The sequence below is a fragment of the Mesorhizobium sp. dw_380 genome (genome assembly GCF_018588885.1).
Classification (GTDB): domain Bacteria; phylum Pseudomonadota; class Alphaproteobacteria; order Rhizobiales; family Rhizobiaceae; genus Mesorhizobium.
Map to the genome: position 1 here is coordinate 1 of NZ_JAFFIW010000053.1, position 13,602 is coordinate 13,602.

Genomic DNA, 13,602 nt, shown 5'->3' on the forward strand with positions numbered 1-13,602 from the left:
ACTGATCTCGCCGATCATCTACGCGCTGCCGATCCAGATGCTGGCCTATTTCGCCGCCGTGTTCATGGGCACCGATGTCGACCAGCCGCGCAATCTGGCGAAATCGGTGACGGTGGAATAGGCGCTTTTAGACAGGCTTCTTTTTAAAAACTTCGTAGTTCCAAACGGTCTCGCTGTTCACTAATCTCGCGCTGCAACCCGCGCTCCGGTGAACCATGTCCGATGCTTCGAAGACCTCCGGCATGACCCGGCTGAGGAACTATTTCCTCACAGGCTTCATCGTCTGCGCACCGCTGGCGATCACCGCCTATATCGCCTGGTCATTCATCGGCTGGGTCGATTCCTGGGTAAAACCCTATATTCCGGCGCGCTACAGCCCGGATACCTATCTGCCTTTCCCGGTGCCGGGATTCGGGCTGATCGTCGCGCTGATCCTGGTCACGCTGATCGGTTTTCTCACCGCCAACATCGTCGGCCGTGCCATTGTCGGTTTCGGCGAACGCCTGCTTGGCCGCATGCCCCTGGTGCGCGGCATCTACGGCTCGCTGAAGCAGATTTTCGAGACCGTGCTGTCGAACAAGGGCGACATGTTCCGGCAGGTCGGGCTGGTCGAATATCCGCGCAAAGGTGTGTGGTCGCTGGTGTTCGTCGCCAACGAGAAGGAAACCGAGATCAATGAGAAGCTCGACAACGAAAGCGACCCGCTGATCGCCGTGTTCATGCCTTGCACGCCCAATCCGACCACCGGCTTCCTGATGTACGTGCCGAAGTCGGACATCGTGCTGCTCGACATGACGATCGAGGACGGCGCCAAGCTGATCGTGTCGGCCGGACTGGTGGCGCCCGAAGTGAAGACGAAGTTGCTGACGCTGAATGGCGAGCCGATCAACGGAACCCTCGCCAATCCGCCGCTAGGGGCTCATCCGGCGCGCAGGAGCCGCACGGCCTCGTCGCGGCCGAACAAGTAGAGCAGCAGGCGCAGCGCCTCGCCCCGGTTGGACTGCAGCTCCGGGTCGCGCGACAGGATCAGCCTGGCGTCATCACGGGCGGCCTCCAGCAAGTCGGCATGCGCTTCGATGCGCGCCACCTGGAAACCCGGCGTGCCGGATTGGCGGGTGCCCAACAGCTCGCCTTCGCCACGCAGCTTCAGGTCTTCCTCGGCGATCAGGAAACCGTCCTCGGTCTCACGCATCACCGACAGCCGGCGTTTTGCGGTCTCGCCAAGCGGGTCCTTGTAGAGGAGCACGCAGGAGGATGGTTTTTCGCCACGCCCAACCCGGCCGCGCAACTGGTGCAATTGAGCCAGGCCAAAGCGCTCGGCATGCTCGATGACCATGACGGTGGCGTCGGGAACGTCGACGCCGACCTCGATGACCGTGGTGGCGACCAGGATGCGCGTCTCGCCCTGCTTGAACGCGCGCATCGCCTCGTCCTTGTCGGCGCCCTTCATGCGGCCGTGGACAAGGCCGATGCGGTCGCCGAACAAGGGTTTCAGCGAAGCAAAGCGGTCCTCGGCCGACATCAGCTTGATCTCTTCGGATTCCTCGACCAGCGGACAGATCCAGTAGATCTTCTGGCCGCCGGCGACGGCTTCGACCATGCGGCCAACCAGCTCGTCGAGCCGCTCCAGCGGCAGCGTAACGGTGCGGATCGGCTGGCGGCCGGCCGGCTTTTCCGTCAGCTTGGAGACATCCATGTCGCCGAAAGCAGTCAGCACCAGAGTGCGCGGGATGGGTGTGGCCGTCATCACCAGCATGTCTGGCGCGTCGCCCTTGGCGGTGATGGCAAGCCGCTGGTGGACGCCGAAGCGATGCTGCTCGTCGATGACGGCCAGAACCAGATCGTGGAAGGTCACCGTCTCCTGGAACAGCGCGTGGGTGCCGACGACGATGTCGATCTCGCCGCTTGCGAGACCAGCCAGCGTGTCGGTTCGCTCGCGGCCCTTTTCGCGGCCGGTCAGGATGGCGATGCGCAGCCCGACCTTGGCGGCGAGCGGCGAGATGGTCGCCAGATGCTGGCGCGCCAGGATCTCGGTCGGCGCCATCAATGCCGCCTGTCCGCCGGCCTCGACAGCGCGCGCCATGGCAAGCAGCGCGACCACCGTCTTGCCGGAACCGACATCGCCCTGCAGCAGCCGCAGCATGCGCTCGGGGTCGGCGAGGTCGGCATTGATTTCGGCGAGCGCGAATTCCTGGCTGGGGGTAAGCACATAAGGAAGGGCGGCGCGCAGCTTCTCAACGATGCTGCCGTCGCCGACCAGGGGACGGCCGGACAGGCGGCGGATTTTCGTGCGCACCAGCGCCAGCGAAACCTGGCCTGCCAGCAATTCGTCATAGGCGAGGCGCCGCCACGCGGCGCCATCAATGGAAACGTCGATCGGGTCGGCCGGATTGTGGATGCGGCCGAGCGCGTCGCCAAAGGTGGGAAAGGTATGCCGGCGCATGAAGGCGCCATCCTGCCATTCCGGCAATTCCGGCAAGCGCGCCAGTGCCTGGCCGATCGCCCGGCGCAGCACCTTGCCCGAGAGCCCGGCGGTGAGAGGATAGACAGGCTCGACCAGCGGCAGGTTCTCCGCCTCGCTGGCCAGCGCGATGTGGTCGGGGTGGACCATGGTCGGGCGGCCGTTGAACCATTCCATACGGCCCGAGACCACGACATGCTCGCCCACGGGCATTGCCTTTTCGAGATAGGCGGCGTGCGCATGGAAAAAGGTCAAGCCGATTTCGCCGGTATCGTCATGGGCATAGACCCGGTAGGGCACCGATCTGTTGCCGCGCGGCGGCGGCTGGTGGCGGTCGATGCGCACCTCGAGGGTGACGATCGCGCCTTCGGCGGCAAGCGCGATGCCGGGCCGGTTGCGGCGGTCGATGACGGTGTGCGGCAACACGAACAAAAGATCGCCGGCGCGCGCCGCGCGGTCGCCGAGATCGGCTGCAACAACCTTCTCGATCAGCCCGCCAACCTTCGGCCCGACGCCGCCAAGCGAGGTGATTGGGACAAACAAGGGATCGAGGATGGAAGGACGCATGATGTCAGCTTATGTCGCGACGGCCTCAGCGCAAGGCTGACAGCCCCTTCTATCCACGCTATATGCGCCGCAGCAAGCGAGGATGCGGCACAATGACCGGAACGAAACGATCAAGCGAGGGGCTGGACGCCCACCGCCGCAAGCTGTTGTTCCGCTCCTGGCATCGCGGCATGCGTGAGATGGATCTGATCCTCGGCACCTTCGCCGATGCCGAGATCGGTGCCTTGACCGCCGAGGAAATCGACCAATATGAAAGGCTCCTCGACATTCCCGACACCGAATTCCTGCCGCTGATCACCGGCGAACGCCCCGTTCCGGCGAATATCGATTGTGCCGTCCTGCAAAAAATCCTGGCGTCCCGCCGGACCATGACTTTCTGAAAAATGTGATTTGATGAGCCTCATACCCAACATTGGTCTGCCGAAAGGCCGTGCCGGCCAGTTCATCGTCGACGGTGTCGCCGACGGCTACGAAGCCTTCGCGCTGGTGCAGGCGGCCCTCGAGATCGCGCCCGACAAGCCCGTATTGTTCGTGGCGCGCGACGGCCAGCGCCTGCCGGCGATCATCGAGGCGTTGTCCTTCGCGGCCCCCGGCCTGCCGGTGTTGGAGCTGCCGGCCTGGGATTGCTTGCCCTACGACCGGGTTTCGCCCGGTTCCGATGCCGCCGCCAAGCGCCTCGACGCGCTGACCGCGATGATTGCGCTGGCGAAGAAACCCCACCGCGCGGTCATCCTCACCACCGCCAATGCGCTGCTGCAGCGCATTCCGCCGGCCGACCTTGTCGAGGCGCAGACCTTCCACGCGAGGCCCGGCAACCAGATCGACATGAACGCGCTGGTGTCGCGGCTGGAAACGTCGGGTTTCGAGCGCGTGCCGACGGTGCGCGGCATTGGTGAGTTCGCAGTGCGAGGCGGCATTCTCGACCTGTTCGCGCCGGGCTGGACCGAGGCGCTGAGGCTCGATTTCTTCGGCGATACGCTGGAATCGATCCGCGTCTTCGACGCCGCCACGCAGCGCACCACCGGCCAGCGCAAGTCGATGGCGCTGCAGGCGATGAGCGAAGTGGCGCTGACGGCCGAAACCATCAGCCGCTTCCGGCGCGCCTATATCGAAGCCTTTGGCGCTCCCCAGCGCGACGACGGCCTTTACGCGGCGGTCAGCGAGGGCAGGCGCTTCGCTGGCATGGAGCACTGGCTGCCGTTCTTCTACGAACGGCTGGAGACCGTGTTCGACTATTTGCCCGACGCGCCCGTCGTCTTCGATCATCTGGCGCATGAAGCGCTTGCCGAGCGTCACACGCTGATCCTCGACCATTATGAGGCGCGGAAAAAGCAGGCTGACGCCGCATTGAAGGATGCCGTGCCCTACAAGCCGGTCGCGCCCGATCTGCTTTATCTGTCGCCGGAAAACCTGATCGCCTCGCTCGGGCCGCGTGAAGCGATCGATTTCACGCCCTTCGACGCGCCCGATGCCGGCGCGAAAAAGGTCTATCACGCCGGCTCGCGCCATGGCCGCAGCTTCGTCGAGGAGCGCGCCGATCCCAACGTCAATGTCTTCGATATCGTCGTCAGGCATATCGCCGACGAGCGCGCGTCACGTCGCCGCGTCATCATCGCGGGCTGGACTGAAGGTTCGCTCGACCGGCTTGGCCAGATCCTGGCCGAGCACCATCTCGGCAATCTCAAGCAGGTCGAGACGTTGGCGGAAGCGGATCAGCTCGAGCCGGGGCAGGCGGCATTGGCCGTGCTGCCCTTGGAATCCGGCTTCGAGACCGAAAAACTGGTCGTTGTCGCCGAACAGGATATTTTGGGCGATAGGCTGATCCGGCGCTCGAAGCGCAAGAAGCGCCCTTCCGACTTCATCGCCGAAGCCTCGGCTCTGTCGGCCGGCGACATCGTTGTTCACGCCGACCATGGCATTGGCCGCTTCATCGGCCTGCGCACGATCGAAGCGGTCGGCGCGCCGCATGACTGCCTGGAAATCCACTATTCCGGCGACGACCGGCTGTTCCTGCCGGTGGAAAACATCGAGCTTCTGTCGCGTTACGGCTCGGACTCTGCCGAAGCGACGCTGGACAAGCTTGGCGGCGGCGCCTGGCAGTCGCGCAAGGCAAAGCTGAAGCGGCGCCTGCTTGACATGGCCGGGCAGTTGATCCGCATCGCCGCCGAGCGGCAGATGCGGGCAGCACCTGCGCTGGTGCCGGCCGAGGGCCTCTATGACGAATTCTCGGCTCGTTTCCCCTACGAGGAGACCGACGACCAGCAGACGGCGATCGACTCGGTGCGCGACGACCTCGGCGCCGGCAAGCCGATGGACCGGCTGATCTGCGGCGACGTCGGCTTCGGCAAGACCGAAGTGGCGTTGCGTGCCGCCTTCATCGCGGCGATGGAAGGATTTCAGGTCGCCGTGGTGGTGCCGACGACGCTGTTGTCGCGGCAGCACTTCAAGACGTTTTCGCAGCGCTTTTCTGGCCTGCCGATCCGTGTCGCCCAGGCCTCGCGGCTGGTCGGCGCCAAGGAACTGGCCGAGACCAAGAAGGCCCTGACCGAAGGTCAGGTCGACATCGTCGTCGGCACCCATGCGCTGCTCGGATCGTCGATCTCGTTCAAGAATCTCGGCCTGCTGATCATTGACGAGGAGCAGCATTTCGGCGTCAAGCACAAGGAACGGCTGAAGGATTTGAAGACGGACGTCCATGTGCTGACGCTGTCGGCGACGCCGATCCCGCGCACGCTGCAACTGGCGCTCACGGGCGTGCGCGAATTGTCGCTGATGGCCACGCCGCCGGTCGACCGCATGGCGGTGCGCACCTTCATCTCGCCCTTCGATCCGCTCGTCATCCGTGAGACGCTGCTGCGCGAACGCTATCGCGGCGGGCATTCTTTCTATGTGGTTCCGCGCATCAATGATCTCTCGGAAATCCATGATTTCCTCAGGGAATCCGTACCTGAGCTGAAAGTTGCGGTGGCGCATGGCCAGATGCCGCCAGGCGAACTCGACGACATCATGAATGCCTTCTATGACGGCCAGTACGATGTGCTGTTGTCGACGACCATCGTCGAATCCGGCCTCGACATCCCGACCGCCAACACGCTGATCATCCACCGCGCCGACATGTTCGGCCTGTCGCAGCTCTACCAGCTGCGCGGCCGTGTCGGCCGCTCGAAGGTGCGCGCCTATGCGCTGTTCACGCTTCCGGCCAATCGCAAGCTGACCGACACGGCCGAGCGCCGGCTGAAGGTGCTGCAGTCGCTCGACACGCTGGGCGCCGGCTTCCAGCTTGCCAGCCACGATCTTGATATCAGGGGCGCCGGCAATCTTCTCGGCGAGGAGCAGTCCGGCCATATCAAGGAGGTCGGTTTCGAACTCTACCAGCAGATGCTGGAGGAGGCGGTGGCAGAGGTGAAGGATTCCGGCGAGGTCCAGGACGGCGGCTGGTCGCCGCAGATCGCCGTCGGCACAGCGGTGATGATCCCGGAAAGCTATGTGCCCGACCTGCAGCTCAGACTGGCGCTCTACCGCCGTCTCGGCGATCTCGAAAGCACCGAGGAGATCGATGCGTTCGGCGCCGAGTTGATCGACCGTTTCGGCCCGCTGCCGGACGAGGTGAAGCATCTCTTGAAGATCGTCTTCATCAAGGCGCTCTGCCGCAGGGCCAATGTCGAGAAGCTCGATGCAGGGCCAAAGGGCGTCGTCATCCATTTCCGCAAGCGCGAGTTCTCCAACCCGGTCGGCCTGGTCAAGTTCATCGGCGAGCAGGGGTCACTGGCCAAGATCAGGCCGGATCACAGTGTTGTCTTCAGCCGCGACTGGCCGACGGCGGAGAAACGGCTGGCGGGTTCGGCGGTGGTGATGACACAGCTGGCGCGGCTGGTGGAGAAGGCGGCTTAGCCGCTGGCCACCATTCGCCAGCGCTGAAATTCCGGTCTAGAATAGGAAATCGGCTTCGTGTATGGAGCCGCCACCCCTAGAGGGGCTGGAAATGGCGGGCGAGGGTGCTCGCCGGAAAGAGCGTTGGGTGCAGCGATGACGAAATGGTCGCCGAATTCGTGGAGAGCAAAGCCGATCAAGCAGGTTCCTGCCTATCCGGACCTTGCCGCGCTGAAGAACACCGAAGCCCAGCTCGCCACCTTTCCGCCGCTGGTTTTTGCCGGCGAAGCGCGCAAGCTGAAGAAGCAGCTGGCGGCCGTCGCCGCCGGTGAGGCTTTCCTTCTCCAGGGCGGCGACTGCGCCGAGAGTTTTGCCGAACACGGCGCCGACAACATCCGCGATTTCTTCCGCGTGTTCCTGCAGATGTCGGTCGTGCTGACCTTCGCCGGTGCGCAGCCGGTGGTGAAGGTCGGCCGCGTTGCCGGCCAATTCGCCAAGCCGCGCTCGTCCGACAACGAGACCAAGGGCGAGGTGACGTTGCCGAGCTATCGCGGCGATATCATCAACGGCATCGAATTCGACCCGAAGTCGCGCATTCCCGATCCCGCCCGCCAGGAAATGGCATACCGCCAGTCGGCGGCGACGCTCAACCTTCTGCGCGCTTTCGCGCAGGGCGGCTATGCCAGCTTGGAGAATGTGCATAGCTGGATGCTCGGCTTCGTCTCCGACAGCCCACAGGGCGAGAAATACGAGTCGCTCGCCAATCGCATCACCGAGACGATGGATTTCATGAAGGCCGTCGGCATCACCTCGGAAACCAATTTCGCGCTGCGCGAGACCGATTTCTACACCAGCCACGAAGCGCTGCTGCTCGGCTACGAGGAGGCGCTGACCCGTGTCGATTCGACCTCGGGCGACTGGTACGCCACGTCGGGCCACATGATCTGGATCGGCGACCGCACGCGCCAGCCCGACCATGCGCATGTCGAATATTGCCGCGGCATCAAGAACCCGCTCGGCCTGAAATGCGGCCCGTCGCTGACGCCGGACGGCCTGCTGGAGCTGATCGACCTGCTCAATCCCGAGAACGAGCCGGGACGGCTGACGCTGATCGCGCGCTTCGGCTCCGACAAGGTCGCCGACCATCTGCCCAAGCTGGTGCGCGCGGTGCAAAAGGAAGGCCGCAGCGTGGTGTGGTCGTCGGACCCCATGCACGGCAACACCATCGAGGCCGCCGGCTACAAGACGCGGCCGTTCGACCGTATCCTGAAGGAGGTGCAGACCTTCTTCGAGGTGCATCGCGCCGAAGGCACGCATCCGGGCGGCATCCATGTCGAGATGACCGGCAAGAACGTCACCGAATGCACCGGTGGTGCGCGCGCCATCACGGCCGAGGAATTGCAGGACCGCTACCACACCCATTGCGATCCGCGCCTCAACGCCGACCAGGCGATCGAACTGGCCTTCCTGGTGTCGGACCTGCTGAAGAAAAGCCATCCGGTGCAGCACAAGCAGGTCGCCAACGGCTGATTTTTCGCCGCGGTCCGAACGAATCCGTGAAAGGCGCCTGAGAAATTCGGCGCCTTTTTCGTTTAAGCTATCGGCAAGAACCGAAGGGCTCAGTCCTTCTTGTAGAGCAGCCAGCTCTTGCCGGCGCGGCCAGCCATCGTCGAATGCCTGGTGACGCGGTTGCGCCCGCCCATCTTCGAGCGGTAGAGCGCGCTGTCGGCCTTGGTGTAGAGATCCTCTGGCCCTTCGGCTTCCGACGCCATGCAAATGCCCATCGATACCGTCACGGTGCCGTAATTCATGCCGGTCTGGCTGCTGGTGAACGGCGTCTGCTCGATCAAGGCGCGAATACGCTCCGCTATCTCGTAAGTGGCATCTTCGCTGGCGCCTTCGATGATCAGGGCGAATTCCTCGCCGCCGGTGCGGGCGACGAACATGTCGCCGCGAATGCTGGTCTGGAAGATTTCCGCGATGATCCGGATGATCTTGTCGCCGACAGGATGGCCGTAGCGATCGTTGATATCCTTGAAGCGATCGATGTCGGCAAGGATCAGGGCATTGAACAGGATGCCCTTGTTGCTGTTGTATATTCTGGTGATTTCCTTGTCGAAGGCGCGGCGGTTCCAGATCTGGGTCAAGGGATCGGTGTCGGCCAGGCGCTTGTATTCCTCGAGCTTGGACTTGACGCTCTCGAGTTCGGCCGTCTTTTCGCTGAGCGTCGAGGCGATCTGCCTGCCGTGATCGATCGTCGAATTGGTCGCAACGGCCATGGCGTTGGCGACCTTCTGCAGAAGATCCTGGGAGAGCAGGCTGCGGCCGCTCAGGCCGCTCGATGTTTCATCGAGAATCCTGCCGTATTTTTCGATGTGGCTGCGCTCGCTGCGCAACAGCAACGCGACTTCCTCGAGTTCCCTGGCGATGACATCCCTCGCATGCTCAACGATGCCAGGGCCATGATTCTGGGCAAAGAAGGTGCGCCCGATCTTATCCAGCTCGTCCTGCGTCGGCCGGCTGCTCAGCGACACGACGGCGAGACTGAGCTCGCGGTTGGTCCCGCTCAATGCCTCGTAGAAGATCTCATAGTTGCGCGGCAGGCCGAGCACGCCAAGCTGACGCATGGCCGTGACGACGGTGCTTGCGATATCGGTGTTTCGTTCGGTCTGGGTGGTTGCCGGCTGCATATGTGATCCACTCTTCCCCTCGGATCCCGACGCGGAGTTTGCGGGTCCATTGATCGCCGGTCTGGGGAACGTTACCCGATAATCCAGAACACCTTGCGAAGAGACGCGTCCCCACACGCGACCTTCGCTTGGCGTGACCATAAATGCGGCAGCGCTAAAGTTTCCTTAATTCGTGCAGCTTGCACAGCTTTTTCTCTACCTGGGGCTGTAGAAGCATGAATTTTTGCATCACCGTCGCGGACTAAGTGAACTTGGATCGAAATCCGCGCGGCGCACTGCTGGAAATGAAACTGAATTTCGAATTCGTCACGCCAGTCGATGTCGTATTTGCTTGGGCGTAACCACCGCAAAGCTGGAATTCTGGTGACTGGGCAAAGTTTCTTCAGGGAGTGCCGAAATGAGTGACGGTCACCAGGGGTCATGTCTGTGCGGAGCGGTCCGCTTCCGGACAAGTGGAGCGCTGCGAGGGGTCGTCTACTGTCACTGCTCGCAGTGCCGCAAACAGAGCGGGCATTTCTATGCCGCGACCAATGTCGCTGACGCCGATATCGCGATCGAAGGCGCGGAAAGCATCACCTGGTACGAGGCATCCTCCTTCGCCAAACGCGGTTTTTGCAAGACATGCGGATCAGTGCTGTTCTGGAAGCCGCGAGACGATGCCTATGTCTCGGTTCTGGCGGGGTCGTTCGATGCGCCGACAGCTCTCAAGGGCGAATGCCATATCTTCGTCGGCGACAAGGGCGACTATTATTCGATCGACGACGGCCTGCCGCAATTCGAAAAGTCGACGCCGTCGATAACAGTGCTATCGGACAAATGATGCGAGCCGCCTTATTCCATTGATCGGGCCGTTGCTTTATCCCGTGCCGGTGATTCGGAGAGGAATATGGGCATGCAGCGGCTGATCGATGCTTTTTTCAATTCGGTGCGGGCGTTTCGCAAGCTGGCGGCCACCGAAAAGGCCTTCCAGCAGGAACTGATGCTGCTGGTGCTCGCCTTGCCGCTCGGCTGGTTCGTTTCGATCTCGTGGCGCGGCTATGCCTTGCTGATCGGCGCGGTGCTGCTCTTGATCATGGTCGAGGTGCTGAACACTGGCATCGAGGCAGCCTGCGATGCATTCAGCCGCGAGTTCAATGTCGACATCCAACTGGCCAAGGACTGCGGCTCGCTGGCGGTGCTGATTTCGGTATTCATTGTCGCCGGTGTCTGGGGCATCGCGCTCATCGAGCGGATCACGGGCCTACCGATCTGATACTCCAGTCTCTACATCACGGTCACTAAAGGAAACCGTTATGTCTGAACTCACGAACTTTCTGCTTCTCGAACGCAACGGCCTGCCGGACGATCTGCGCTGGCTGACTGAAAAACACCCGCGTGAAACTTGGCGGGGCCACGCCAACATCCACGGCATCGCCAACATGTGGCTGCAGCGGCACGATATGTTCCGTGAGCTCGGCGGCATGCTGGCCACCGGTATTGGCGACTATCGCGAGGGCAGGCTGACGGCGCCTGATTTCGCGCGCTGGTTCGCGCCGCGCCTCAACCATTTTCTCGGCAATCTCGACGGCCACCACAATGTCGAGGATCATCACTATTTTCCGGTTTTCGCCAAAGCGGAGACGCGGCTGAAGCGCGGTTTCGAGATTCTCGATGCTGACCACCACACCATCCACGAAGGATTGGAGCGCAATGCGGAGGCGGCCAATGCGTTCATCAAGTCGCTTCAGCAGAGCGACGACAAACAGCGCTTCGCGGCGGATGCCTATGCCGACGAAAACAGTCGTCTGATCACCATGCTGACCCGCCACCTTGCCGACGAGGAAGATCTGATCATCCCGCTGATTCTCGACCGAGGCGATCAGGCGCTCGGCATCGACTAACGGTCAAAACTCCTTGGCGCGCTCCCGCTTGGCGATATGTCGGGCTATGAGCCAGGCAAGGATCGCCACCGTCAAGCCTATGCCAAGCCCGACGAACAACCGCTCGTGGCGCAGGAGCGCCTGGCCGATCAAATGTTCGGCCCCCAGCCCAAAGACATAGCCGACCGTGCTGAACAGCATCGCCCAGATCACCGATGAGATGGCATTGAGGATGACGAAGCGCGGGGCCGCTATGGTCGAGAGGCCGGCCGCGATGCCGCCGACCAGGCGCATGCCATAGACATAGCGGTTCGACAGGACGAAGATGTTGGGATGGGTGTTGAGCAGGCGGTAGGCGCGGCGGAAGCCGGGCCGCCTGCGCAGCCTGACGACATGGCGATTGTCGGCGAAACTTCTGCCCAGGATGAAGAAGGACGTGTCACCGACGAAGGCGCCGAGCGCTGCCGCGACAAAGGTATGCCACAGCACGAAAACATGCTGATGAGCGAAGAAGCCGCCGAGGATGGCGGCACTTTCCCCTTCGGCGACGCAGCCGAGAAAGACGGCAAGCAGCCCATATTGTTCGATGAAACGATGGATCGCCTCGGTCATGAAGCCGACTGCTGCGCCAGCCTGTCGTCGATCCGCTTGACCACTTCCGCCAGCCGTACGATCTCGTCGCGCATGCCGATGATCTGGCTGTGGCGCAGTTCATCCAGTTTTTCGTGGAGCGCCATGATCTCGATCTCGGCCTTCAGATTGACCTCGTAGTCGTGAGCGGCGTCGATACGGTCGCGTTCGGTCTGGCGGTTCTGCGCCATCATGATCACCGGCGCCTGCAAGGCGGCGACCATCGACAGCACCAGATTGAGGAAGATGAACGGGTAGGGGTCGAAGGCATCGCGCGACAGCAGCCACACATTGCCCGCGGTCCACAGGATCAGAAAGGCGATGAAGGTCAGGATGAAGGACCACGAGCCGCCGATGCGAGCGATCGTGTCGGCAAGCCGGTCGCCAAAGGTCTGGTGGAAAGCAACGGCCTTGTTGGTGTCCCTGGAGATCGTGGTGCGCTCGAGCGTCGATTGCAGCACCCGGCTTTCAAGCTGGCTGAGGCCGTCCGGCCGCCGCTTGAGCCAGCGGTTCGCCAGGTCATCGATCGTCTTATTCATGGCCGTCTCCATCGTCGGTGGAGATAGACGTAGAGGCTGCCGGCTCTCACGGGAAGTGTTACATTCAGCTGGACAGCGAGGGAACGATGGCCGATTTCAAGAAAATTCGCCTGCGCGCGGCAAAACGCAAGGGTGGCGAGGCGGAGCTTGCGTCACTGCTGGGTCCTGTGCCCGACAATGCCGCCGTCGCCGACATTACGGACGATCGCATTCTCTCGACCATGACCGAACGGGTCTTCGCTGCCGGTTTCGTCTCGCGCGTCATCGAACAGAAATGGCCTGGCTTCGAGGAAGCGTTTCTGCGTTTCGAGCCGAAGCGGTTGTTGTTCCAGCCGGACGATTTCTGGCACGATTTGACGGCCGATCAGCGCATCGTGCGCAATCCGCAGAAGATCAAGTCCGTGCGCGACAACGCCGCCTTCGTCGAGCGTGTTTCGAGGGAACATGGCGGTTTCGGCAGGTTCCTCGCTGAATGGCCTGATGACGACCAGGTCGGGTTGATGGCCTATCTCGGTAAGCATGGCAGCCGGCTTGGCGGCAATACCGGTCAGTATTTCCTGCGCTGGCTGGGTTGGGACGCGTTCGTCATTTCGGCCGACATGGCGGCAGCGCTTCGCGACGCGGGGCTCGACATCGCCGAAAGCCCGACGTCGAAGAAGGACCTCGACAAGATCCAGGCGCAGATCAATCAATGGGCGGCCGAGACACGCCTTCCGCGCCGGCACATTTCGCGCATCCTGGCGATGTCGATCGGCGAGAACCATTCGCCGCAATCGCTGCGCGACTATATGGGCGACGACTGATCCCGGGCCATCTCGCCACGAATCCTTATTTCGGACGGTAAGACACGAATGGCATCCGTCGATCGGTTTGGACACGATCGATATCGATTGGTCCTGACACGACCGATATCGGTCGGTCCGGGCATGATCGAAATCGATCAGCCTGGAGTGGTCCAAGCAAACGCCATTGCCCGGCCAATTCCG

12 protein-coding genes are annotated in these 13,602 nt (G+C 62.5%); 8 read left to right on the forward strand and 4 right to left on the reverse strand.

Features of this window, described 5'->3' with window-relative positions; translation table 11 throughout:
- Positions 1-215 precede the first annotated feature (215 nt).
- The gene (locus JT360_RS30000) at positions 216-968 is read left to right on the forward strand and encodes a DUF502 domain-containing protein (protein WP_214476539.1); all 753 of its coding nucleotides are present in this window, start codon (positions 216-218) and stop codon (positions 966-968) included.
- Here JT360_RS30000 and recG read toward each other — a convergent pair.
- Positions 920-3,028, reverse strand: a complete 2,109-nt coding sequence (recG, locus tag JT360_RS30005; RefSeq protein WP_214476541.1) for an ATP-dependent DNA helicase RecG — start codon at positions 3,026-3,028, stop codon at positions 920-922. The two genes, JT360_RS30000 and recG, sit on opposite strands and share 49 nt — an antisense overlap.
- 92 nt (positions 3,029-3,120) lie before the next feature.
- On the opposite strand from recG, the gene JT360_RS30010 reads away from it, so the two are divergent.
- The 3 genes from JT360_RS30010 to JT360_RS30020 all read left to right on the forward strand — a co-directional run bounded on the left by JT360_RS30010 (position 3,121) and on the right by JT360_RS30020 (position 8,428).
- Positions 3,121-3,408, forward strand: coding sequence for a succinate dehydrogenase assembly factor 2 (locus JT360_RS30010; RefSeq protein ID WP_214476543.1), 288 nt, complete (start codon positions 3,121-3,123; stop codon positions 3,406-3,408).
- 13 nt (positions 3,409-3,421) lie between these two features.
- Positions 3,422-6,919 (forward strand): transcription-repair coupling factor, encoded by a 3,498-nt coding sequence (gene mfd, locus JT360_RS30015; protein WP_214476545.1) that lies wholly within the window; start codon positions 3,422-3,424, stop codon positions 6,917-6,919.
- 135 nt (positions 6,920-7,054) lie between these two features.
- Entirely contained in the window at positions 7,055-8,428 is a 1,374-nt protein-coding gene (locus JT360_RS30020) for a class II 3-deoxy-7-phosphoheptulonate synthase (RefSeq protein WP_214476546.1), read from the forward strand.
- A gap of 89 nt (positions 8,429-8,517) precedes the next feature.
- Here JT360_RS30020 and JT360_RS30025 read toward each other — a convergent pair whose 3' ends face one another.
- On the reverse strand, positions 8,518-9,588 hold the full coding sequence (locus JT360_RS30025) for a GGDEF domain-containing protein (RefSeq protein WP_214476548.1): 1,071 nt from the start codon (positions 9,586-9,588) through the stop codon (positions 8,518-8,520).
- 397 nt (positions 9,589-9,985) lie between these two features.
- Between JT360_RS30025 and JT360_RS30030 the strand changes: the two genes are divergently transcribed.
- The 3 genes from JT360_RS30030 to JT360_RS30040 all read left to right on the forward strand — a co-directional run bounded on the left by JT360_RS30030 (position 9,986) and on the right by JT360_RS30040 (position 11,468).
- Complete coding sequence (locus JT360_RS30030; protein ID WP_214476551.1) at positions 9,986-10,408, forward strand: GFA family protein; 423 nt, start codon at positions 9,986-9,988, stop codon at positions 10,406-10,408.
- Positions 10,409-10,480: 72 nt separating this feature from the next.
- Positions 10,481-10,840, forward strand: coding sequence for a diacylglycerol kinase (locus JT360_RS30035; RefSeq protein WP_214476553.1), 360 nt, complete (start codon positions 10,481-10,483; stop codon positions 10,838-10,840).
- 40 nt (positions 10,841-10,880) lie between these two features.
- Complete coding sequence (locus JT360_RS30040; protein WP_214476555.1) at positions 10,881-11,468, forward strand: hemerythrin domain-containing protein; 588 nt, start codon at positions 10,881-10,883, stop codon at positions 11,466-11,468.
- A 3-nt stretch (positions 11,469-11,471) separates the two neighbouring features.
- Here the strand turns inward: JT360_RS30040 and JT360_RS30045 are convergent, their stop codons facing one another.
- Both JT360_RS30045 and JT360_RS30050 read right to left on the reverse strand, forming a co-directional pair.
- Positions 11,472-12,059 carry a DedA family protein gene (locus tag JT360_RS30045; RefSeq protein ID WP_214476557.1) on the reverse strand — a complete coding sequence of 196 codons (588 nt, stop codon included), beginning with the start codon at positions 12,057-12,059 and terminating at the stop codon, positions 11,472-11,474.
- On the reverse strand, positions 12,056-12,616 hold the full coding sequence (locus JT360_RS30050) for a DUF1003 domain-containing protein (protein ID WP_214476559.1): 561 nt from the start codon (positions 12,614-12,616) through the stop codon (positions 12,056-12,058). Before JT360_RS30050 ends, JT360_RS30045 begins: the two co-directional genes overlap by 4 nt.
- Before the next feature lie 86 nt (positions 12,617-12,702).
- Here JT360_RS30050 and JT360_RS30055 point away from each other — a divergent pair, with 86 nt between their 5' ends.
- Positions 12,703-13,419 (forward strand): DNA-3-methyladenine glycosylase I, encoded by a 717-nt coding sequence (locus JT360_RS30055; protein ID WP_214476561.1) that lies wholly within the window; start codon positions 12,703-12,705, stop codon positions 13,417-13,419.
- Positions 13,420-13,602: the final 183 nt, after the last annotated feature.

Bases quoted from the DNA above. Each gene is read 5' to 3' on its own strand.
- recG (WP_214476541.1), bottom strand. From the start codon at position 3,028: ATGCGTCCTTCCATCCTCGATCCCTTGTTTGTCCCAATCACCTCGCTT.
- JT360_RS30010 (WP_214476543.1), top strand. From the start codon at position 3,121: ATGACCGGAACGAAACGATCAAGCGAGGGGCTGGACGCCCACCGCCGC.
- JT360_RS30055 (WP_214476561.1), top strand. From the start codon at position 12,703: ATGGCCGATTTCAAGAAAATTCGCCTGCGCGCGGCAAAACGCAAGGGT.
- JT360_RS30025 (WP_214476548.1), bottom strand. From the start codon at position 9,588: ATGCAGCCGGCAACCACCCAGACCGAACGAAACACCGATATCGCAAGC.
- JT360_RS30040 (WP_214476555.1), top strand. From the start codon at position 10,881: ATGTCTGAACTCACGAACTTTCTGCTTCTCGAACGCAACGGCCTGCCG.
- JT360_RS30050 (WP_214476559.1), bottom strand. From the start codon at position 12,616: ATGAATAAGACGATCGATGACCTGGCGAACCGCTGGCTCAAGCGGCGG.
- JT360_RS30035 (WP_214476553.1), top strand. From the start codon at position 10,481: ATGCAGCGGCTGATCGATGCTTTTTTCAATTCGGTGCGGGCGTTTCGC.
- JT360_RS30020 (WP_214476546.1), top strand. From the start codon at position 7,055: ATGACGAAATGGTCGCCGAATTCGTGGAGAGCAAAGCCGATCAAGCAG.
- mfd (WP_214476545.1), top strand. From the start codon at position 3,422: ATGAGCCTCATACCCAACATTGGTCTGCCGAAAGGCCGTGCCGGCCAG.
- JT360_RS30030 (WP_214476551.1), top strand. From the start codon at position 9,986: ATGAGTGACGGTCACCAGGGGTCATGTCTGTGCGGAGCGGTCCGCTTC.
- JT360_RS30000 (WP_214476539.1), top strand. From the start codon at position 216: ATGTCCGATGCTTCGAAGACCTCCGGCATGACCCGGCTGAGGAACTAT.
- JT360_RS30045 (WP_214476557.1), bottom strand. From the start codon at position 12,059: ATGACCGAGGCGATCCATCGTTTCATCGAACAATATGGGCTGCTTGCC.